Source organism: Gammaproteobacteria bacterium (assembly GCA_016716465.1).
Lineage (GTDB): Bacteria > Pseudomonadota > Gammaproteobacteria > SZUA-140 > SZUA-140 > JADJWH01.
Map to the genome: position 1 here is coordinate 647486 of JADJWH010000001.1, position 21540 is coordinate 669025.

Sequence of the window (21540 nt, forward strand, 5' to 3'; positions counted from 1 at the left end):
GATGCGAGATCCCGTCGGCACCGGCCTGCTGCTGCGCGCGCTGCGTACCTGGCTCGAGCAGCCCGACGATAGCGCGCTGTGCCCGGGCGGGGTACGCGCTTGGCTGCGCCTTGCCGTCCAGGCTTACGCCGATGAGGGGGTGCCCTTCGATCGCGCGCTGGGGCTCGACGTGCCACCGGGTGGCGCTCACTTGCGCCCGGCCGCGGCGCTACGGTTGGCCGAGCGCAACCTGCAGCTGGTCGTGGCACTCCGCCAGCTCTCGGGCGGCTGGCGCGCCAAAGCCCGCAAGATCGCCGCCGCGGCCGCAGGCCTGCGGGACGGTACCGAGGACTGGACCGAGGGCCTGGCGCGGGAGGAGGTGCGGATCCTGCTCGACCTGGTGCAGCACCACCCGGTTCTCCCGACGTCGCCCTCCCGGTTGCAAGAGGTGGCGGCTGGTGTCCGGTCAAATCCGGATTATGTCGGACACTTCGCCGCCGGCGGTAAGCTCCCCCGGAAATCCACGGAGGGCCGCCATGCCTCAGCCAAGAAACGCCGCACCCGCTCCACGCACTGACCAGCTGCTCCCGCTCACCGTTCGCGCCGCCGTTTCCCCGACCTCGATCAACGAGTCCGCACGCACGATCGAGGTCGTGTTTTCCACCGGCGCGCGCGTGCTGCGCGATGCCTGGGACCTGGGCCGCTACTGGGAGGAACTCGAGGTCAGCGCCCGCGCGCTCAACCTCGATCGCCTCAACGCCGGCGCGCCGGTCTTGGCCATCCATAACCAGTTCGACCTCGATGCCGTGATCGGCGTGGTCGAGCGGGCCTGGATTGCCGGCAATGAGGCCCGGGCGCTGCTCCGGTTTGCCGAGGACGAGGAAAGCGAAAAAGTCTGGCAGAAGGTCCGCGCCGGCTACCAGCGCTTGAAGATGGAGAAGGTCGAGGAGGTGGTCGACGGCGTCCCAGTCTACCGGGTGACGCTGTGGGAGCCGGCCGAGATCTCAATCACCCCGATCGCCGCCGACGCCGGCGCGGTCACCCGAGCCCAAGGAGACGTCACCATGCCGCACCACCAACCAAGCCCAACCCAGGCCTCCGACAATGCTTCGCGCGAGCAGCGCGCCACCGAGATCCGCCTGTCGTGCCGTACGGCCAAGCTCGACGACGCCTTCGCCGAGACTCTGATCGGCTCGGACCTCACGCTCGAGGCCGCGCGCAGCCGGATCGTCGAGGCCTGGGTGGCGGCTGGCCCGTCGAGTATCAACGGGCACATCGAGGCAGGGGAGGACTACACCAGCCCGAACTGGTCGCTGCGGGCGATGTCGGCGGCGGTCTCTGCCCGGATCCTGCACCAGGCACCGAGCGAGGAGGCGCGCCCCTTCTACTCGCGCCGCCTGACGGACCTGGCGCGCGATTGTCTCGAGGCGCGCGGGATCCGGACAACCTTCGACGGCGGGCCGCGGCTGATCGAGCGTGCGATGTCGAGCTCGGACTTCCCGACCTTGTTGCTCGACGCCGGCAACCGCTCGCTGGCGGCCTTTTACGGCGCCATCCCGCCAGGCCTGCGCCTGGTCGCGCGGCGGGTCGAGAACCGCGACTTCCGGCCCCGCACGAACGTCCGGCTCTCCACCGCGCCGGAATTGCGTAAGGTCCTGCCGGGAGCGGAGTACACGGCCGGGCCGATGGCGGAGTCCAAGGAGGCCTATCGGGTCGAGACCTTCGGCCGGCTGGTCATTTTCACCCGTCAGGCGATCGTCAATGATGACCTCGACGCCTTCTCCACGGTGCTGCAGCGCATGGCGCTGGCCGCGGTGCAGTTCGAGAACCGGACTCTGGTCGATTTGCTGACCTCGAACCCGGCCCTCGATGATGGCCACAACCTGTTCGACGACGCAAACCACCACAACCTGGCCGTGGCCGCGGCGCTGTCGGTCGATGCTATCGGGGCCGGGCGCACGCTCCTGCGGCTGCAGCAGGACCTGGGGAGCGAGGAGCCGATGGGGTTGCCCCCGCGTTACCTGGTGGTCCCGGCCGCGCTCGAGACCGATGGGGAGAAGCTGGTAACGCAGATCCAGGCAACCCGTGCCGAGGATGCCAATCCGTTCAGTTCGCGCCTCGAGGTGGTCGCGGATCCGCGCCTTGATGGCGATTCCCCGATCGCCTGGTATCTGTTCGCCGATCCGGCGCTCGAGCCGGTGATCGAGTACGCCTACCTGGAGGGCTTCGTCGGGCCGTTCCTGGAGACCGAGCGGGACTTCGACACGGATGGGCTCAAGAGCAAGGTGCGGCTGGACTTCGGCGCCGGCATCGTCGGGCACCGCGGTGCGGTAAGGAACCCGGGCGACGAATCGACTGAGTAAAGCCCCGGCCGGGAGGGTGCGGCGCGGTTTCCCTCACGTCCCGCGTGGCGAATCCCGGCAGGAGCCCGGCTCTCTCGCGGGTGGTCGCGAGGGGGCTGTGGGTCCTTCCTGGTAGGGGTAGGTGAAGGGGTGGCGGAGCAGCGCAAGGCTTCGTTAGTGTCTGGCGGAAAGTTTGGGTTGTCAATTCAGGTTGTCATTAATTAGTAATAACTATCCCTTCGAAAATGAGCTAGGGCTGAACCACTTGATTGATTAATAGCAAATATCTCTGACTAACGTGAGCCAGGTACCGCAGTTAGATTTTTAAATCGATCTTCTTGATACCAATATCATCAGCTACATATTTAGCTTAGTCTGAATCGAATTCCATTCAGCCGATAGGCGTTCGTTCAATTCATCAAATATTTTCGACGATAGGATTATAGCGGCATTTGCCTTAGAAGTTTCGTAAAAGGTAATACCTTCCAACGCTAGGGCATTGAATGTTGTAACAGGCGGACGAGTCTGAAATAACTTGTAGAAATCGGTAAATGTTTTCTCATGCCGAGTTCTTAGCCATTCAAGGCGAAGCCATTTTGAAAAAATTTGCTCACTAAAGATGGTTTGGGTTACTGCCACTATCCAGCCAAGTTCTGTACGACGATTAAACAGGAGGACTACCCAAATTAAAGCATATAGGGCTATTTTGTATCTTTCTCGACGCACCATCCGTAGAACAATTTCCTTGCTGAATAGGCTATTTTCGAATGTTTGCGCAGCCATCCTCTTTATCGGATCCGTAAAATTGTTGTTGTAGTATCCTTCAGTTTGTTGGTGAATTAGGCTGACATTGCAAGCGCTACTAAAAAAATCTAATCGACGATTATCTTCGGCTCGAGGAACCAAATACAGTCTCAGCATTATTCCAAAAGAGAACAGCGCAATGACTGTAATGCCGAAGAGCAGCAATATTAGGCTATATGCATCTGGATGCGTACCTCTATTAATTACAAGAACCAAATATGATAACAATGCGCCCAAATAAAAACTCACGTCAGACATGACCTCGAAAGTCTGAACGGCTGTGTAATAATTTGTGCGGATGGGGTCGCTACGAGACATTCGATCACCCGTAGGCAGGAAACTTATCGCCAAAAATCTGTTTCCAGAGTTCAATTGCACCTTTGTGGTCTTGATTTTCGCCATAGGTCTTATGCCAAGCAAAACGGCTCAGTTCAATCGCGGTGTCGAAGCGTTTTAGTACCTCTTGCCGGTCCTTAGCGGTCAGGTATTCATCAGCCCAGCCGAGGCCGTGCCAAAGATTATTCGTTAGTAGTGGTTTGGCACTATCGAAGAATTGAAATACACCCCATGGGGTGTCATCGAGATTGTAATTGAAAACATTGAGTGCCAATACTTCGATGTGGTAGCTCTGGAGATAATCACTATGTATACGGTTCCAGTGCTTAATCATTTTTATGATTCTTCTGAAGTTAGCTCCACAACTAGATGACTTTGCTTCAATGTCGCTCGCGTGAACTTTTGGTTTAGAAGAAATCCACTTGTCAGTGTTCGAGTCGGGTACTTCGTAGTGGATAATATTGCCCTGGTCATCTGCGACTCGACTGGTAGGTACGATATCGACATTTGGCCACGTCTGATAGTGTAAGGTTACTGCTTGCCCGTTCTTTCGAGCGCCGGTGCGCCACCCAGCTAATGCTGTACGCACGTCGTTTAGTACTTGCGTAGGGGTCTTGCCCTTTATGTGCTGGCCATAATGTAGAACGACAATTACGTCTAGGTCAGCATGGTTCTTTAGGGCTGTGAACTTCGGGATCGAGCCAGTGCTGAACGCTTCCAGTATCTTAAAATTTTTTTCTAGTGTGTTGACGATGTCATCGCGACGTCTGTTGGCAATCTCTCTGTGGTCGCCACTGAGATTGATATTATCGAAGAATTCGCTGAACGATGCCTCGACGGTGTAGGGCATATTATAGTTTCCATCTCTCTTAAGGGAACTGTGAACCGCACCGACCACTGGTTCTGATGCGTCACGCACTTAATAAATTTAATATGTGTATTCTGATGCCAAAGAGTATGTTGCGACTTTCGCCGTGCTGATTCTTCTAGCGATAGCCCGAAATCACTGCCTTGAATCACGCGCTCCTAATTATTTCTGTTCTGGTGGGCGCGGGCGAGGTGGTGGCGGCGGCGGAATATAGCCACTTTCACCCGGTTCTCTTGGTGGCGTCGGTGGTCTCGGTGTTGGCGCAGGTGGTTGAGTCGGCGGCTTTGTTGCCATGATTATTTCCTCCTGTTAGTTACAACGATATGTTTGCACCAGCAAAAACCGTTATACAGATGACTCCGATCAGGAATAACGTTGCGCCAGCCGCGTTAAGGAAGGCTGTCCATTTCGAATATCTGCCTCCGGCAGGTTGGTCGTAAATGGTTTTTCCATCGACTTGAGAGATGGCATGACGTAATGCCTGGTGGCTTAAGTAATAGGACGCAAGTACAGCAAAAGTGCTTAAGCCCCAGGAAAGCCAAGCGACTAGCAAATACCAGGGATATACGATCGAGTCAGGGCCTACAATGTCTTTTAGGAAGACAAACGAGATCCCAAGGGCACCACCTGAAAGCGAGAGAACAGTTTTATCGAAATCCTCTTGTGACTTCTGCTCTGCGGCAACCAGCCACTGTCGATATTCCTTCAGATCGACAGTCTGTCCTTCTTCACCGGAGGATGAGGTCATTTATTCGTGCGACGATTGTATGGGCGCTGGTTCGTCGGTTTTAGTGAAACTCCCAGGTCATGGGCCTTGCTACGGATGGCGTCCTCGGTTCGCTGGAGCTTTATACCCATAACGCGTGTGGGTGTATTCCCGCGTGCGAGCTGCTTCAGCTGTGCTTCCTGTGAGTCGGTCCACGGGTCGCGGTGATGGGCAGGCTTTTTGGTGGCCATGCAATTTCCCTCCCTGTTGTGCCCTGGTGGGTCATCGGTCCGAAAAACCGTTGCTCTGGATTCTACGGTTTTTCCTGTCCATGGGACAAATTTGGGACACTCACGTCAAAAATGGCCCCTTTTGGGGTGTGTTGTGGTGGTTGTAAGTAGCTGTTATTATTGCTGTTGATTGTTGACCACTATTGGTTTTCCCGGACTTGAAAACCGTTGAAGGGCGACCTTCCGGGGGTTCGAATCCCTCCCTCTCCGCCAACTCCCTCCAAAGGGGCCGGTCGGTTTCGGCTTCTTTGGAGAGGGTAAATTCGGGTGGATTCGAACCCCCGGATTCCATCAACGCTTCGCGGGATGCGCAACTTAATTTTCCTGCACCATACCAGTCAGCTCGCGTAATGATCTGATGCCGCACGAAGACAGGCCCCTGGTGTTCTTTCTGGCCGGTCCCACCACCACCGGCAAGACCGATCTCGCCGTCGAGATCGCGCGCCGTTTTCCCTGCGACATCGTCAGCGTCGACTCGGCCATGGTCTTTCGTGGCATGGACATCGGGACGGCGAAACCCGACCAGGCGCTATTGCGCAGCGTCCCGCACCGTTTGATCGATATCTGCGATCCGCTCGAGAGTTATTCCGCCGCCCGGTTTCGCGTCGACGCCTTGAGGGAGATTCGCGAGATCCATGGCCGCGGCCGGATTCCCCTGTTGGTTGGCGGTACCATGCTGTACTTCGAGGCGCTGGAACGCGGGCTCTCCAGATTACCCGGCGCGGATGCCGCAACGCGCAGACGGCTGGAACAGGAAGCCCTGGAGTTGGGCTGGGAAACCCTGCATGCACGCCTGTCCAGGCTGGATCCGGCGGCGGCCCGGCGCATTCATCCCAATGATCCCCAGCGGATACAGCGCGCACTCGAGGTGCATGCCTTGACCGGTCGGTCGATGAGCGAACTGATGGCCGAACGCGATGCCGAACCGTTTGTCTATCGCGCGGTCAAATTGCATGTTGAGGTCAGCGATCGCGCGCAGTTGCACGAACGGATCCGGCACAGGTTCCACGACATGCTGGCAAGAGGTCTGGAGGGCGAGGTTGAAATCCTCTATCGGCGCGGGGACCTGCATCCCGGGCTGCCCGCCATCCGGGCGGTGGGCTATCGTCAGTTGTGGCGATACCTGGCGGGGGAGCAAGACCGGGAAACCTCCATCGATCAGGCGATTACAGCGACGCGCCAGCTGGCCAAACGCCAAATGACCTGGCTGAGATCGGAGAATTCCGATGCCGGTTTTGACAGTTCTGATCCGAAAATTCGGGAAAAGGTATTGAATTACATTGGGGCGGCCGCATATTAAAAATCACGGATCAGGTGATACAATGGCCCGCGGGGGATACCACGATAGGGACATCACTTGTAGCGTCCTGTCTTTATTTGGAAAAGCAGGTGCTGAAAAGAATACAAACAATAAGGAGAAGTAAAATGGCGAAAGGACAGAGTCTGCAAGACCCTTTCCTGAATGCATTGCGCAAAGAACATGTTCCGGTCTCCATCTATCTGGTGAATGGCATCAAATTGCAGGGACAGGTGGAGTCGTTCGATCAGTTCGTGGTGCTGCTGAAGAACTCCGTGAGCCAGATGGTATACAAGCACGCGATTTCGACCATCGTGCCTTCGCGCAACATCAAGACGCCTTATGCGGACGACTCCCAAAACGGCGGTGGCGATGACTGATTGCCGCGGCAGGGGTGCCTGCGCGCTTGTTTGACAGACCTCAAAGCGGAACGCGGGCAGTACTCGTAACTCTGGATTTGCGTTCCCGTATCACGTGGGAGAACGCCGAAGCCTTCGAACAACTGGCCACTTCCGCCGGCGTCACCCCGGTCGGCGAGATACGCGGCGTTCGCGACCGGCCGGACCCGAAGCTGTTCGTTGGGACCGGTAAGGCTGACGAGATACTCGCCACCATCAAGGGCCGTCAGGCCGAGCTTGTTCTGTTCAACCATGAACTCACCCCGGTGCAGGAGCGCAACCTCGAGCGGCACCTGAGCTGTCGCGTCGTGGACCGCACCGGTTTGATCCTCGATATCTTCGCGCAGCGCGCCCGCACTTTTGAAGGCAAGCTGCAAGTCGAGCTGGCCCAGCTTCAGCATCTCGCGACCCGACTGGTGCGCGGCTGGTCGCATCTCGAGCGCCAGAAAGGCGGTATCGGGCTGCGCGGTCCGGGTGAGACCCAGCTCGAGCTCGATCGCCGTCTGATCGGTCGGCGCATCAAGCAGCTGCACAAGCGCCTGGAAAAGGTCCGCAGACACCGCCAGCTCAGTCGTAGCGCGCGCCGCAAGGCAACCGTACCCGCGGTGTCCCTGGTCGGCTATACCAACACCGGAAAATCCACCCTGTTCAACCGCCTTACCGGATCTGAGGTCTATGCGGCGGATCAGCTCTTCGCTACCCTCGATCCGACGCTGCGCCGGCTCGATCTCGCCGGATTCGGGCACGTGGTGCTCGCCGACACCGTCGGTTTCATCAACGATCTGCCGCCGGATCTCATCGCGGCCTTCCGCGCCACGCTGGAGGAGACCCAGGAGGCGGATCTGCTGCTGCATGTCATCGATTCCCGCGATGAAGAGCATGCCGCGCAGATCGCCGAGGTCAACCAGGTGCTGCGTGACATCGGTGCGGGCGATATCCCGCAGATCGAGGTCTACAACAAGATCGATCTTGGCGCGGATGCCGCGGCGCGGATCGATCGTGACGCGGAGGGAAGGCCGACGCGGGTCTGGCTGTCGGCGCGGGACGGCATGGGTATTGATCTGCTGCAACAGGCGATCCAGGAACGGCTGCTATCTCCTGTCGGCCACACGGCCGCGCAGGATGAGGGGCACGCGATGCGGACGAGATCGCTCCGCGCGCAGGTTCGCCTTGACCCCGCGGCCGCAGGCCGCATTCGCGCCCGGCTGCATGAATGGCATGTGGTCCGCGAAGAGCGTGTCGCCGACGGCGGTGAATGCATCATCGAGGCGATCTTGAGGCCAGATATGTTAGGATACCTGCAGCAGCAGGCCGGTTGCCACGTCGTTATCGACGGCGAGGCCTGCGGACGCCAGGGAACTTGCGGGGAATCTGGCGGCACCATACAATCAGCCACCGTGTAAAAAACAACACAAACGGACGAATCGTGAACGGAGCTATGAAGTTACCGATGGCGTGGAACGAGCCGGGAGGATCCCGGGGCAAAGACCCGTGGGGCACCCAGGGAGACAAGCAGGGACCGCCCGATCTCGATGAACTCGTCCGCAAGTTGCAGGAGAAATTCGGCGCCTTGTTCGGCGGCAAGCGCACCGGCAAGGGCGGCGGTTCGGGTCCGGGCCGTATGTCCTCGTTCGGGATCGGCACCATACTGCTCATCGCGCTGATTCTGTGGGGACTGTCCGGCGTCTATACAATTCACGAAGGCAGCCGTGGTGTGGTATTGCGTTTCGGGCATTACCACGAAACCACCGAGGCCGGCCTGCACTGGCACCTGCCATACCCGATCGAGGCCATCGAGGTGGTGAACGTCGAGGAGATCCGTACCGCCGAGATCGGCTACCGTTCGGGCCTTGGGGGCCAGGGTTCGCGCACGATGGCGCGTGAGGCGCTGATGCTGACCCAGGACGAGAACATCATCGACATCAAACTCGCGGTCCAGTACAAGGTCAAGGACGCGAAGGACTATCTGTTCAACGTCTCCAATCCGGACTTGACGCTGCATCAATCGGCCGAGAGCGCGCTGCGCGAGACCATCGGCAAGAGCAAGATGGACTTTGTGCTGACCGAGGGGCGCAGCGAAATCGTTGCGCGCACCGCGACGGTTACCCAGGAAATTCTCGATCGTTATCAGGCGGGACTGCTGGTCACCAGCGTCAACATGCAGGACGCGCAGCCGCCCGAAGAAGTGCAGGACGCCTTCAACGACGCCGTCAAGGCGCGCGAAGACGAGGATCGCCTGCGAAACGAGGCCGAGGCATATTCGAATGACGTGATTCCCAAGGCGCGCGGTGAGGCGGCGCGCATGCTGGAGGAGGCCAATGCCTACAAGGCTCAGGTGATCGCGGAAGCGGAAGGTGAGGCGAGCCGCTTCACGCAGATCCTCAGCGAGTACAAGCAGGCCCCCGAGGTGACCCGGGAGCGCATTTATCTCGATGCGGTGAGATCCATTCTGAGCAATACCAGCAAGGTGATGGTCGATGTCAAAGGGGGCAATAACCTGCTGTACCTCCCCCTGGACCGCCTGATTTCCGCGGATGGCAAGCGGGATACCTCCTCGGTTCCCGCTGATGCGGCGCGGGGCAGTGCCGGGATGACGAGCGATGATTCCTCGGTCGACCGGTCGCGCGCCAACTTGCGCAGCAGGGAGGTGCGCTGATGGCACGGAACAAGATGGCCATACTGATCGTTCTGGTCCTCGCCGTGCTCGGCGTGCTTTCTTCCGTATTTACCGTCAAGGAATGGGAACGGGCGATCCTGTTCCAGTTCGGCGAAGTCGTGCGGACGGATTACCAGCCGGGGCTGCATTTCAAGATCCCGGTCATCAACAACGTGCGGAAGTTCGACGGCCGCATCATGACGCTGGACGCCGAGCCCGAACGCTACCTCACTGCTGAAAAGAAAAACCTCATCGTCGATGCCTTCGTCAAGTGGCGCATCGACGATATCAAGCAGTATTACACCGCCATGGGCGGTGATGCCGATCGCGCCAACCTGCGTCTTTCGCAGATCATCAAGGATGGCCTGCGCGCGGAGTTCGGCAAGCGCACCATTCAGGAAGTCGTCTCCGGCGAGCGCAAGGAAGTGATGGAGGTGCTGGCCTTGAACACCGAAACGCAGGCCCGGAACTTCGGCATCCGCGTCATCGATGTCCGTATCAAGCGCATCGATCTGCCCGAGGACATCAGTACCTCGGTGTATCGCCGGATGGAGGCGGAGCGCGCGCGGGTGGCGAAGGATCTGAGGTCACGCGGTGCCGAAGCGGCCGAGCGTATCCGCGCGGATGCCGACCGGCAGCGCACCGTGATCGTGGCCGAGGCCTATCGCGAGGCAGAGCAGCTCCGGGGCGAGGGGGATGCCAAGGCTGCGGACCTCTACGCCGCCGCGTTCAAGCGTGACCCGGAATTTTTCGCCTTCTATCGCAGCATCAACGCCTACCGTGATTCGTTCAAGGACAAGGGTGACGTGCTGCTGATCTCGCCGGACAGCGATTTCTTTAAATATTTCAAGGATGCCAAGGGAAAGTAACGGCGGTGCCTGACAGGAGCCCGGGCTGGTCGAAAGGCTTCCGAGCGACGGGAAACGGCGGGATCGATGTGGCAGGATTTGCTCGGCGCGGTTGCCCTGATTCTGGTGATAGAGGGCATGCTGCCTTTTATCAATCCGACAGCGATGCGACGGGCCCTGCTGACCCTGGCCAGGATGGATGACCATGCGTTGCGATTCGCGGGTTTGACCAGCATGCTGGCGGGCGTGGTGATCCTCTATGTCCTCCGCTGAGCCGGGCCAGGGATGCTTTCATATCACCCCCATCGCTGACTGACTCGTTCATACATATCGCGCATGAAAAAATCCAGCCCGGAAACCGCCGTCAATCGTTGGGTTCTCCCCGACGGCGTGGACGAATATCTGCCGCCCGAGGCCGAAGCGCTTGAGCGGCTGCGGCGCGAATTGCTCGATATGTTCCGCAGTTGGGGTTATGAACTCGTCATCCCGCCGCTGATCGAGTATCTGGAGTCTCTGCTCGTCGGGGCGGGCCACGACCTCGAGATCGAGACCTTCAAGCTCATCGATCAGGCCACGGGGAGATTGCTGGGCGTGCGGGCGGATATGACGCCCCAGGCCGCCCGCATCGACGCCCATCAGCTGATGCGCTCGACCCCTGTCCGTCTCTGCTATCTGGATTCGGTGCTGCACACCCGCCGCAACGGATTCGCCAGTTCGCGCAATCCGCTTCAGCTCGGTGCTGAGTTATACGGGCATGCCGGCATCGAAAGCGACAACGAGATGCTGCGCCTGATGGTGCGTTGTCTGCGCGTCGCCGGATTGCAGTCATTCCATGTCGATATCGGCCATGTCGGCATCTTCCGCGCGCTGGCCCGCGAGGCCGGACTGGTGGAGGGGCGCGAGGCCGCTCTGTTCGATGCTTTGCAGCGCAAGGCCAAGCCTGAGATCGAGGCCTTTTTGGCCGACGGGACCATCACTGACCGCCACCGCCGCATGCTGACCGCGCTCGTCGATCTGAACGGCCACGGCGATGTCCTCGACGAGGCGCGCAGGATATTCAAGTCCGCGGGCAGGGAGGTGCATGAGGCGCTCGACAGCCTGCAGCAGATGGCCTCTGCGGCACAATGCCAGTTCGCGAGCATCAATCTCCACTATGACCTCGCTGAGCTGCGCGGCTACCGTTACCAGTCCGGGGTGGTGTTCGCCGCCTTTGCGCCCGGCTTCGGCCAGGAGATCGCGCGCGGCGGCCGCTACGATGAGATCGGCCGGCTGTTCGGTCGCACGCGTCCCGCTACGGGTTTCAGCACCGACCTCAAGACCCTGCTCGCGCTTGCCCCTGCCACGGCGGAACCGAAGAAGGGTATTCTGTCGCCGCCCTGGAGTGATGATGACGAACTGCACAAGCTGATACGCAGGCTCCGCGCCGAGGGCGAACGGGTTATTTACACCCTGCCGGGGCAGGCCGTGGACCTGGTTGAAATGGGGTGCGACCGCGTCATCGAGCGCCGCGACGGTCGCTGGACGGTGGTTGCGGCCGGCGCGCCGGCGGTATAAGGTACGCACCGGCGACAGGGGTATATTCTACGCATACAGGCGGGGCAGATGGGGAAAAAGGTTGTCATCATAGGCAGTCAGTGGGGCGACGAGGGTAAGGGAAAGATCGTCGACCTGCTTACCGAACAGGTCGATGCGGTCGTTCGTTTCCAGGGCGGACACAACGCCGGCCATACCCTGGTGATCAACGGCAGGAAGACCGTGCTGCACCTGATCCCCTCCGGAATCCTCCACGACAACGTCCAATGCATCATCGGCAATGGAGTGGTGCTTTCGCCGGAGGCGCTGATCGAGGAGCTCGACATGCTCGAGCAGCAGGGCGTGCAGTACGCCGGACGTCTGAAGATCAGCGGCGCCTGTCCGCTCATACTGCCGTGCCATATCGCGCTTGACCGCGCGCGCGAGGCCGCGCGCGGTACCAAGGCCATCGGCACCACCGGCCGCGGAATCGGGCCCGCCTACGAAGACAAGGTCGCGCGGCGCAGCCTGCGCCTGAGCGACCTGTTTCATCGTGAATTGTTCGCCGCCAAACTCGGCGAGATGCTCGACTACCACAACTTTACCTTGCAGAACTATTACAAGGCCGAGCCGATCGATTTCCAACGGGTGCTCGACCAGACCCTGGCCCTGCAGGAGCGCCTGGAACCGCTGGTCGCCGACGTGACGGAATTGATGTACCAGTACCAGCGGCGCGATGCGAGTGTTCTGTTCGAAGGCGCGCAGGGGACCATGCTGGATATCGACCACGGCACCTACCCCTACGTTACGTCCTCCAATACCGTGGCGGGAGGCGCCTCCACGGGTAGCGGCATGGGGCCGCTCGCCTTCGACAGCGTCCTCGGGATCACCAAATCCTATACCACCCGGGTCGGCTCGGGTCCGTTCCCGACCGAACTTTCCGATTCCGTCGGCATGCATCTCGCAAGCCGGGGGCATGAATTCGGTTCCACCACGGGACGTCCACGCCGTTGCGGCTGGTTCGACGCCGTCGCGCTGCGCCGCGCCGTGCAGCTCAACAGCATAAGCAGTCTGTGCATCACCAAACTCGATGTGCTCGATGGACTGGACACCATCCGGATCTGCAATGAATACCGTTACAAGGGCGCCGGCGCGGAGAAGCGCAAGGCCGCCATGATGTCCCCCGGCAGCGCATCCACTCTGGACGAGTGCGAACCGGTCTATATCGACATGCCGGGCTGGAAAAAATCCACCACCGGTGTGCGTAGCCATGCCGACCTCCCCGCGGAGGCGCGCGATTATCTCCGGCGTATCGAGGACCTGCTCGAGACGCCCGTCGATATCATTTCCACCGGTCCTGATCGCAACGAGACCATAGTCCTCAAGCACCCGTTTGCCTGAATCGCTCCGGGTTCTCCCGGAGTGAAGCCGGGAACCGGCCTGCGTCCCGCGGGCATCCCCCGTCAGCACCTGTTCATCCCGGATAGCGTGCACCGACATCCATCGGTGAGGATTGCATTCGTCCCGCTTTTTGTTCATAATGCGAATCCTTCTCATTTATAATCACAATTTGCGGGGGGGGGGATTTCCAATGCAGGCCTTCAGAATGCGTCGACCGCGCAAGCAGTCAGGCGCCGGCGCCATGTACGCGCCGGTTGAGAGGTAGGCCAGTGGGAGAGTCCAAAGGTCACCCGTCACGCTCGGATGAGAAGGATTCGAAATCTTCCCCTCCGCGGTCGATCGAAAGCGGCGAGTTGCTGGGTGGAGCGAATCAGGTATTTATCCGGCATGGTGGGCAGATATACACCCTGCGCCGAACCCGGGAGAACAAACTGATCCTGACCAAATAACCGCGAGTTCATTACAAGGTATTCAAACCATTCATCACCAGCCAGCCACCTAGGGTATGCGACCAAGGCAGTCAGCCATGATGAGATTCATCTACATAAACATCAGGAGACTGTATCGATGTACGCCTTACGTCATTCCCGAAATTCGCTGCGACCGCTGGTGCGGGCCATCCGGGCTTCCTTGCTGCCGGCAAATGCACAGACAAAACCGGATGCTGATCAGAAAGCCTCGCCCGCGCGCCTGCTTCCGCTGGCGGCGATGATGATGGCCGGACTTTCATTGAATGCGGTGGCAGAGGATGCCACTGATGCCCTGGAGAGTGGCGTGCAGCTGCCCGAGATCAATGTCAGCGCCGACGAGCTGGTCCCTCAGGAGGGATACCAGGCGACGACGACGCGTGTCGGCAGGACACCGCAAAACCCGCATGAAGTCCCCCAGGCCGTGACCACGGTAACGCGCACACTGATGGACGAACAAAAGGCGGGTTCCCTGCGCGAGGCGCTGCGTAACGTCTCCGGTCTCACCTTCAATGCGGCGGAGGGCGGTCGCGCGGGCGACAATATGATGCTGCGCGGATTTTATACCTATGGCGATATTTATCTTGATGGCATGCGCGATACCGCCCAATACAACCGCGAGATCTTCAATCTCGAGCAGATCGACGTCCTGCGCGGCGCCGGCGCCATGCTGTTCGGACGCGGTCAGGCTGGCGGCGTGATCAACCAGGTGAGCAAGACGCCGTATCTGGTGGACCGCAGCAAGGTCGGTGCCAGCGTGGGCAGTGACGACTACCGGCAGTTGACCGGAGATTTCAACAAACAGCTCGGCGAAACCACCGCTCTGCGGGTTAATCTGATGAAACGTGATGAGGGCAGCTGGCGCTCCAATCCGGCCAACGGGGACGAGCCGGAGATCCACCGCGACGGTGTCGCCGGCAGTTTCGGTTACGGTCTCGGCACCGACAGTGAGTTCATTCTCAGTCATGTGCGCACGAAGACCGATGACATCCCGGACTACGGTTTTCCGTTCGATGCCAACACGCGCGAACCGACGGATGCCTTCGACCCCGACACGTACTGGGGCACGGATCTCAACTTCGATGAGAGCAAGACGGATATCACCACCGCAACACACACCTATCGGTTTTCCTCCGAAACCACCTTGCGAACGCAGTTGCGCAAGGGTGATTACGAGCGGTCCTATTGGGCAAGAACGCCCAGCGCGACGCAGGCACCGAATGCGGAGGGTATCGTGACCGGCGGGGGTGACGGTGTGAACGCCGGACCGACGCGCATGATGGATTACGAGACCCTGGCCTTTCAGTCGGACCTGAACAGCGCCTTCGAGGCCTGGGGGATGCGCCACCAGTATGTGGTCGGTGTGGAATACCTCAATGAGGACAGTTTCCGCTCCGCGCTGGAGAATCTCGGTGGAACCACCCCTGTTGACCCGCCGCTGTTCGAGCCCTATGTCGGGACTACGACGGGCAACCCGGTCGAGTTCGATGCCGATTCGTACGCCATCTTCGGGCAGGACACCGTCGAGTTCATCCCGCGCTGGAAGGCCACCCTGGGGGCGCGCCGCGACTACATGGATGCGGACTATTCCAGCGATACCTCGCCGCAGCTCAAGTACGGCGAATGGAGCACGCGCGCGGCGCTTTCGTTCCACCCGACGGATGAAACGCACTACTATCTGAGTCGCAGCGATTCCTTCAGCCCGACGGCGGATCTCTACCAGCTCACGGTAACGCCCCTGCCGCCCGAACGCAGCGAAGTGCTGGAGCTGGGCGGGAAATGGCTGCTGCAGGGCGGCGATCTGGCGCTGCGCGCCGCGATCTATCGTGCCGAGAAGGAATGGGAGCGCAATAACGACCTTGAGACCACGGCGGCTGTCCTGACCAAGAAGCGTCGCACCGATGGCCTGGAACTCGAGGCGGCCGGCCGCATTACCGACAAGTGGCAGGTTTTTGCCGGTCTGGCCCTGATGAACGCGAAAATCCTCGAGGTGGCCGAGAACGTCAACGCCAATACCGGCGTGGTCACCAGCGCCAACCCCGAGTACCAGGGCAAGCGCGCGCGGAATACACCTCCCTATACGGCGAACGTGTGGACCACGTACAAGCTTTCGGACCAATGGAAAGTCGGCGGTGGCGCCGAGGCGAAGGGTGAACGTTACGGTTATAACCCGAGTGGTGCGGGTGCAATACCGACTCTGCCGGGTGACACGGAGTTCCATCCCAATACCGCGCCATCCTATGTGCGTTGGGATGCCCTGGTGTCCTATGAGCAGCCGACGTGGGACGTGACGCTGAACATACAGAACCTGCTCGACGATGTCTGGTACGACGCGCTCTACGACAATGGCGCGTTCACAATCCCGGGGACCGGACGCAGATTCATCCTGACCGGGCAATACAAGTTCTGATCATGGATGGAGTACAGGGCGATCACTGCGGGGGAAGGCGTCGATGCTGATCACCATCGATGATGTGCTGAGCCCGGCGGAATTGAACGACCTGAGAAGCAGGCTGGAACGGTCCGTCTGGACCGGCGGTGAGCTCACCGCCGGTCCCCAGGCGGCACTGTCCAAACACAACCGGCAGCTGGCGGAGGATGCCGAACATCTCCCGGTGCTGCGCCGCGTCGTGCTGGGAGCTTTGCAGCGCAATCCCCTGTTTTTCACCGCGGCTCTGCCGGCCCGGATACTACCGCCGTTTTTCAACCGCTACGAGGGCGATCAGAACTATTATGGCAATCACGTCGATGGCGCCATGCGGTCTCTGCCGGAGGGTGGTTACCTGCGCGCCGACGTATCCGCCACTCTGTTCTTGTCGGAGCCCGAGGAATATGAGGGCGGGTTGCTGTCGATCGAGGATACATTCGGCAACCGCGAGATCAAGCTTCGCGCGGGCAGCATGGTGATCTATCCCTCCAGTTCGGTACATCAGGTCACGCCGGTTACGCGCGGCCGGCGGCTCGCCTGCTTCATGTTCATCCAGAGCATGGTGCGCGACGCGGGGCGGCGCCGCATATTGTTCGACATGGATATGGCCCTGTTGCAACTGCGTCAGTCGCAGGGTGAGGCCGGGCCGGTGATACGCCTGACCGGTGTCTACCATAATCTGCTCAGACATTGGGCCGAGAGCTGATATGACACGTGACCCGCGGGAGTCGGAACTGGTGCCCGACGGCGCGTCCGCCGTGGAGATTTGCCCTGTCGAAACGGGCGGGCGTCGAACTCCGCCGGAACGCATCCCGCGCGAGATCGCCGCCGTCGCCGATTATGTCCCGCGCGCGCGCGCGCGCCTGGATGACAACGCCTGGGCGTATATCGACGGCGGGGCGGCGGATGAGCTGACGCTGCGCTGGAATCGCGAGTCCTTCGACCGCCTGCGCCTTAAACCGCGGGTGCTTGCGCTGGTGGCGGGCGGACACACGCGCACCAGGCTGTTCGGTGCTGAGTACGCCCATCCCATCCTGCTGGCGCCGGTGGCCTATCAGCGCCTGGCTCATCCCGAGGGCGAGCTGGCGGCCGCCCAGGCGGCGGCAGCGACCGACACCGCAATGGTGGTCAGCACGCTGTCCAGCATCCGGCTGGAACAGATCGCCGCCACCACGCCCGCCTCACTGTGGTACCAGTTGTACATGCAGGCCGATCGCGGGTTTACCCGTGCGCTGGTGGAGCGCGCTGAGGCCTGCGGTTGCCGGACACTGGTGGTGACCGTGGATGCGCCTCTGAACGGTATCCGTAATCGCGAGCAGCGGGCGGGTTTCCGCCTCCCGCCGGATGTGGCGCCGGTGAACCTGCAGGGAATGCCGTTATCGCCGGCGCAAAGACTGGAGCCAGGGCAAAGTCAGGTCTTCGACCGGATGATGGCAGTCGCACCCACCTGGGCGGATCTCGAATGGCTGCGTGGCGTTACCGCGCTGCCTATCCTCATCAAGGGGATTCTGGCGCCGGAAGACGCCGTAAAGGCGGCGGAGATCGGCGCGGACGGCGTGATCGTGTCCAATCACGGCGGCCGCACACTGGATACCCTGCCCGCCACCATCGACGCCTTGCCCGCGATTGCCGAGGCGGCAGCGGGGCGGTTGACCTTGCTGCTGGATGGAGGAATCCGGCGCGGTACCGATGTGTTCAAGGCCCTGGCCCTGGGCGCGCGGGCGGTATTGATCGGGCGGCCCTATCTGTATGCCCTGGCGGCGGCCGGACCGCTCGGGGTTGCACACGTCATCCGCATCCTGCGCGATGAACTGGAGGCCGCCATGGCCTTGAGCGGTTGCGCGACCCTGGATGAGATCGGGCGCCAGTCGCTCTTCGACGTTCCTGCCAATCGGGGGCGGGCGTCTCCCGCATTCCCGGAATGACGACCATGAGAAATCCTGAGGCCAGCATTACTGCCCTGCTATCCGTGGATCCTGTTGACGCGCAGACGCGAAGGGACGGCCAGGACCTGTTCTCGCGGGACAGCCTGCTGTCGCTGTTCGCCGTTATCACCGTCCATTTTGTCCTGTTGTTCTGGGTCAACCGGGTGCTGCTGCATGAGACAATCCTGCAGACGTCCTCGGCACCCACGGTGACGGGCGTCCTGCTGGCGCCGCCCGCGCCGGAGCCGATGATCGAGCCACCCAAACCCTTGCCGGTCCAGCGCCCCAAGCCACCCGACCCGACGCCTGAACCTGTGCCGTTGCCGGAACCGTTGCCCGAGATGCCGCTCAGTCCGCCTGAAGTGGAGATGAGCGACAGCGCCATCACGCAGGAGATCCCCACGCCGGCCCCGCCGGCACCGGCCGAGGAGGGTGAGCCCGAGCCCGAGCGGCCGCTGGTGATCCCGCCGCGCATCGACGCCAGCCAGCTCGACAATCCGGCGCCCGTGTATCCGACGCGTTCGCGGCAGATGCGGGAACAGGGAAGGGTCCTGCTGGATGTCTATATTCTGCCGGACGGCAGTGTCGGCGAGATCCGGTTGCGGGAATCGAGTGGATTTCCCGCGCCTGGACCGTTCCGCGCTGGAAGCGGTGAAGGGCTGGCGCTATGTCCCGGCCATGCGCGGCGGGGTGGCGATCCCCTACTGGTATGTACAACCCGTCAACTTTACGCTGCGTTGAACAGCCGGGCACGCGGGATGGGCAGCGAATTACGATCAATGCAAATGTTAGCGAGGAAGGCGATTCATGACGAGTAACTCCTACGATATGGCCGCCCTGTGGATGCAGGGTGATTTCGTCATCAAGGGCATCATGCTCCTGCTGTTGCTGATGTCCGTGGCGAGCTGGTATGTCATCGTGACGCGTACCTGGCGACTGATGAGGCTGCGCCGGGCCGCGCGCGCCGCCGCGGATTTCTGGCACGCGCAGAGCTTCGGGGAGGGTCTCCACATCCTGGATGCCCACAGCAAGGAAAATCCCTTTTACCGCCTGGCCCACGAGGGCAAGGCCGCGGTGGATCATCACGCCATGAACCGTTCGGATCTGCATGGACAGATGAGTCTGGCGGAATGGCTGACTTCCAGCCTGCGCGGGAGCATCGACGAGTCCGTCGACCGCCTGCAACATGGCCTGTCTATCCTCGCCTCGGTGGGTTCTACTGCTCCCTTCGTGGGCCTGTTCGGCACCGTCTGGGGGATCTATCATGCGCTGATCAGCATCGGTAACTCGGGTCAGGTCGGGATCGAAAAGGTGGCCGGACCGGTCGGGGAGGCACTGATCATGACCGCGCTCGGGCTCGCGGTGGCGATCCCCGCGGTGCTGGCCTATAACGCGCTGGTGCGCGGCAACAAGGGAACGCTGAGCCGGCTGAACAGCTTCGCCCACCAACTGCACGCCTATTTCATCACCGGTACGCCGATCTCCCGCAATGGGGCGGCGAGTAGTGCGGCGAAGACGGCGGTAAGTGCGGTTGCAGGGGCGCGCTGACATGGCCTTCGGCAGCGATTTCGATAACGGCGACGAGGTGATGAGCGAGATCAACATGACGCCGCTGGTGGACGTCATGCTGGTGCTGTTGATCATCTTCATCATCGCCATACCGGTATTGACGAACGCCATCAAGCTGGATCTGCCCCGCGCGGCGGCGAGTCCGGACGATGTGAAGCCCGAGCGCGTGACGCTGTCGGTCACGGCTGAGGGGAGGGTGCACTGGAACGATACGCTGCTGGTCGAGGGCGAACTCGAGCCGCTGCTGAACACGGCCGCCGCACAGCAGCCACAGCCGGAGATCGCCATCCGGGGTGATCGCAAGACCGAGTATGAGCATGTCATCCGGGTGATGGCCACGGCCCAGCGCGCCGGAATCCAAAAGCTGGGCTTCGTGACGGAACCAGCCGGGAATTAACTTGGCTGCGTGAATCTCATTGGGCAACTTTGGAAGCACTGTTTCTCTCGCCCAGTGCAGGATATCGCGTGATGCCCTGGTGTTCATGATCCATGCGGAGTTGGGTCGGCGGCAGGCCGCGCATCGTCATGTCATGGCAATGAGTCCGGGACGGGCAGTAACGCCACCCATCTCCTGCTGTTTCCTCTGAAGGATCAGTTGCCGCGATATCGGGGAATATTCATGCATCGAATTTTTCTGGAGGGCTTTGTGCGGATGCAGGAAGAAAGATGTCCCGCCCGGGCATGCCGTCTCAAATGATAGACACCAATAAAATATATTATATTAATAATTTCATATAGTTAAATATGTCTCATGTGTGGTTGCCATGTGTGGTACAAAAAGCACGGTATTATTGCAACGTTTGATTTGGGTGGTCGTTTTCACCTGATCATCAAACACGGGTCAACGCAACAAGCTTGAGATATAGATATTATTTAGTCTCACTACATTGTTTCGTTGGGTCAGTAACAACTGTTCTTTATCACGCTGTGGTGGAGAACGGAGGTGGGAAATTTGTGGGTAACAATGTAAATGAATCAAGACGCGACTTTCTCAAAAAGTCCGCGTATGTCGTGCCTGTAGTCCTGACATTGAAAGCAGCTCCAACCCTCGCCAGCACGGGTTCCCCAAAGAAGCCGCGTGACGATAAAGATGGCGGTACAAATCATCATGTAAGCCGCCGCAACAAGCGCAATAAACACATGAATTTTTTCCAGGCCTTTCGCGACGCATTTAGCAAGATCTTTTCGTAATCAGGTCCTACAATCCTTCTAAATGTGACTTCGTTTTGGGGCCCGATTTTCGGGCCCTTTTTATTGAGTTGCATGGTGAAAGCTCACCATGGTGTTTCCCGGCATCAGAATCAGGGAGCAAGGCTTTACAGCATCTCGGACAGGGGGCAGATCAAGGCATTAGGCGGGACCGCACTTCAGGCTATCGAGGATCATCGAAGTGCTGGACGGTTTCCAATCGACTGAAATGAACGCCATGGTCATGCTTGGAGGGTTCGGGAATTGAATCCGGGCGAAGACGCCATCCAGCCAGGCGTTGCAGCAAGGGCGGCGGAGAAGTTTGGAAGGTAATGACGGCAGCCGGTTTGCAACAACAGTGACCGGCTTTGCTGCGAGTAACAGTTGAGACGTATCTCTTGGTGGTGGTGATTTATATCAAATTGGTGCCGAGGAGAGGACTTGAACCTCCACGGGGTTGCCCCCGCTAGCACCTGAAGCTAGTGCGTCTACCAATTTCGCCACCTCGGCCTATTCCCGCCGCCGC

The 21540-nt window shown here is 60.2% G+C and carries 21 protein-coding genes and 1 tRNA gene; 18 read left to right on the plus strand and 4 right to left on the minus strand.

Annotation, left to right across the window (positions count from 1 at the left end; translation table 11 throughout):
- Position 1: 1 nt before the first annotated feature.
- Together IPM20_03055 and IPM20_03060 are read left to right on the plus strand one after the other, a co-directional pair.
- Positions 2 to 556: a hypothetical protein gene (locus IPM20_03055; GenBank protein ID MBK9130609.1), complete on the plus strand. Its 555-nt coding sequence runs from the start codon at positions 2 to 4 to the stop codon at positions 554 to 556.
- Complete coding sequence (locus IPM20_03060) at positions 516 to 2342, plus strand: hypothetical protein (protein MBK9130610.1); 1827 nt, start codon at positions 516 to 518, stop codon at positions 2340 to 2342. Before IPM20_03055 ends, IPM20_03060 begins: the two co-directional genes overlap by 41 nt.
- A gap of 336 nt (positions 2343 to 2678) precedes the next feature.
- Here the strand turns inward: IPM20_03060 and IPM20_03065 are convergent, their stop codons facing one another.
- Both IPM20_03065 and IPM20_03070 read right to left on the minus strand, forming a co-directional pair.
- The gene (locus IPM20_03065; GenBank protein ID MBK9130611.1) at positions 2679 to 3443 is read right to left on the minus strand and encodes a hypothetical protein; all 765 of its coding nucleotides are present in this window, start codon (positions 3441 to 3443) and stop codon (positions 2679 to 2681) included.
- 4 nt (positions 3444 to 3447) lie between these two features.
- The gene (locus tag IPM20_03070; protein ID MBK9130612.1) at positions 3448 to 4311 is read right to left on the minus strand and encodes a nucleotidyltransferase; all 864 of its coding nucleotides are present in this window, start codon (positions 4309 to 4311) and stop codon (positions 3448 to 3450) included.
- 161 nt (positions 4312 to 4472) lie between these two features.
- Here IPM20_03070 and IPM20_03075 point away from each other — a divergent pair, with 161 nt between their 5' ends.
- Entirely contained in the window at positions 4473 to 4625 is a 153-nt protein-coding gene (locus IPM20_03075) for a hypothetical protein (protein MBK9130613.1), read from the plus strand.
- 17 nt (positions 4626 to 4642) lie between these two features.
- On the opposite strand, the gene IPM20_03080 is transcribed toward IPM20_03075, so the two are convergent.
- A complete protein-coding gene (locus IPM20_03080) occupies positions 4643 to 5077 on the minus strand; it encodes a hypothetical protein (protein ID MBK9130614.1) in 435 nt (144 codons plus the stop codon).
- Positions 5078 to 5683: 606 nt separating this feature from the next.
- Here IPM20_03080 and miaA point away from each other — a divergent pair.
- From miaA to IPM20_03155, 15 genes are all read left to right on the plus strand, one after another.
- A complete protein-coding gene (gene miaA / locus IPM20_03085) occupies positions 5684 to 6625 on the plus strand; it encodes a tRNA (adenosine(37)-N6)-dimethylallyltransferase MiaA (protein ID MBK9130615.1) in 942 nt (313 codons plus the stop codon).
- Between the two features lie 125 nt (positions 6626 to 6750).
- A complete protein-coding gene (gene hfq, locus IPM20_03090) occupies positions 6751 to 7002 on the plus strand; it encodes an RNA chaperone Hfq (GenBank protein ID MBK9130616.1) in 252 nt (83 codons plus the stop codon).
- A gap of 26 nt (positions 7003 to 7028) precedes the next feature.
- Positions 7029 to 8423: a GTPase HflX gene (hflX, locus tag IPM20_03095; protein MBK9130617.1), complete on the plus strand. Its 1395-nt coding sequence runs from the start codon at positions 7029 to 7031 to the stop codon at positions 8421 to 8423.
- Between the two features lie 47 nt (positions 8424 to 8470).
- Positions 8471 to 9676 (plus strand): FtsH protease activity modulator HflK, encoded by a 1206-nt coding sequence (hflK, locus tag IPM20_03100; protein MBK9130618.1) that lies wholly within the window; start codon positions 8471 to 8473, stop codon positions 9674 to 9676.
- A complete protein-coding gene (gene hflC, locus IPM20_03105) occupies positions 9676 to 10545 on the plus strand; it encodes a protease modulator HflC (protein ID MBK9130619.1) in 870 nt (289 codons plus the stop codon). Before hflK ends, hflC begins: the two co-directional genes overlap by 1 nt.
- Positions 10546 to 10611: 66 nt before the next feature.
- Positions 10612 to 10797: a DUF2065 domain-containing protein gene (locus tag IPM20_03110; GenBank protein ID MBK9130620.1), complete on the plus strand. Its 186-nt coding sequence runs from the start codon at positions 10612 to 10614 to the stop codon at positions 10795 to 10797.
- Between the two features lie 63 nt (positions 10798 to 10860).
- The gene (locus tag IPM20_03115; protein ID MBK9130621.1) at positions 10861 to 12078 is read left to right on the plus strand and encodes an ATP phosphoribosyltransferase regulatory subunit; all 1218 of its coding nucleotides are present in this window, start codon (positions 10861 to 10863) and stop codon (positions 12076 to 12078) included.
- A 48-nt stretch (positions 12079 to 12126) separates the two neighbouring features.
- Positions 12127 to 13437, plus strand: coding sequence for an adenylosuccinate synthase (locus IPM20_03120; protein ID MBK9130622.1), 1311 nt, complete (start codon positions 12127 to 12129; stop codon positions 13435 to 13437).
- Between the two features lie 269 nt (positions 13438 to 13706).
- Positions 13707 to 13886: a hemin uptake protein HemP gene (locus IPM20_03125; GenBank protein MBK9130623.1), complete on the plus strand. Its 180-nt coding sequence runs from the start codon at positions 13707 to 13709 to the stop codon at positions 13884 to 13886.
- Positions 13887 to 14148: 262 nt separating this feature from the next.
- Positions 14149 to 16314 (plus strand): TonB-dependent receptor, encoded by a 2166-nt coding sequence (locus IPM20_03130; protein MBK9130624.1) that lies wholly within the window; start codon positions 14149 to 14151, stop codon positions 16312 to 16314.
- 43 nt (positions 16315 to 16357) lie between these two features.
- Complete coding sequence (locus tag IPM20_03135; protein MBK9130625.1) at positions 16358 to 17038, plus strand: Fe2+-dependent dioxygenase; 681 nt, start codon at positions 16358 to 16360, stop codon at positions 17036 to 17038.
- A gap of 1 nt (position 17039) precedes the next feature.
- The gene (locus tag IPM20_03140; GenBank protein ID MBK9130626.1) at positions 17040 to 18257 is read left to right on the plus strand and encodes an alpha-hydroxy-acid oxidizing protein; all 1218 of its coding nucleotides are present in this window, start codon (positions 17040 to 17042) and stop codon (positions 18255 to 18257) included.
- A gap of 5 nt (positions 18258 to 18262) precedes the next feature.
- Complete coding sequence (locus IPM20_03145) at positions 18263 to 19075, plus strand: TonB family protein (protein ID MBK9130627.1); 813 nt, start codon at positions 18263 to 18265, stop codon at positions 19073 to 19075.
- Positions 19065 to 19805: a MotA/TolQ/ExbB proton channel family protein gene (locus IPM20_03150; protein MBK9130628.1), complete on the plus strand. Its 741-nt coding sequence runs from the start codon at positions 19065 to 19067 to the stop codon at positions 19803 to 19805. The genes IPM20_03145 and IPM20_03150 overlap by 11 nt, the downstream gene beginning before the upstream one ends.
- Position 19806: 1 nt before the next feature.
- Positions 19807 to 20223 (plus strand): biopolymer transporter ExbD, encoded by a 417-nt coding sequence (locus IPM20_03155; protein ID MBK9130629.1) that lies wholly within the window; start codon positions 19807 to 19809, stop codon positions 20221 to 20223.
- Between the two features lie 1214 nt (positions 20224 to 21437).
- Here the strand turns inward: IPM20_03155 and IPM20_03160 are convergent.
- A tRNA-Leu gene (locus IPM20_03160) sits at positions 21438 to 21524 on the minus strand.
- Positions 21525 to 21540: the final 16 nt, after the last annotated feature.